Source organism: Pseudoalteromonas sp. CR1 (assembly GCF_019392235.1).
In the GTDB taxonomy this organism is placed as follows: Bacteria; Pseudomonadota; Gammaproteobacteria; order Enterobacterales; family Alteromonadaceae; genus Pseudoalteromonas.
In genome coordinates this window covers 1-376 of record NZ_JAHXRM010000069.1, presented here as the reverse complement: position 1 = coordinate 376, position 376 = coordinate 1, and the positions used below count along the sequence as shown (strand labels likewise).

Below are 376 nucleotides of genomic sequence, written 5' to 3'. Positions count from 1 at the left end.
AGCCGGGCGATCGCCTGCACGAAGGCCGTGTCGGCCACGCGCGGGCCGTCATCGGAGAGATCGGTCGGCGCGCTGACGATTGCGGCTCCGAGGTCGGGCTGAGCGAGAAGTTCCTCGACCCGCGCGGCGGCGGCGGCGACAGCCTCGTCCGCCGCGCCGAACGGATACCAGACGGCCACCTCGACCACGTGTGGTTCGATGCGCGGGGCGATGGAGACCACCGACGCCAGGGTGGGAAGTGGGCCAGCAGCCATCTCAGCACTCCAGCGAGATCGTGCCCGCGAGGAACGGGACCGGGGTCCCGTCGGCCATCAGCAGGCGAATGCGGGTGTCGACCGGGCGGGCCGCGATCTGGAGCGCGTCGAGGCGGGCCGGC

Annotated in this window: 1 protein-coding gene; it reads right to left on the bottom strand. The window is 72.9% G+C overall.

The window, feature by feature from the left end; all coding sequences use genetic code 11:
• Nucleotides 1-254: hypothetical protein (locus KZZ04_RS18515; RefSeq protein ID WP_219423699.1), on the bottom strand; the 254-nt coding region annotated here is incomplete at its 3' end.
• Between the last annotated feature and the right edge of the window lie 122 nt (nt 255-376).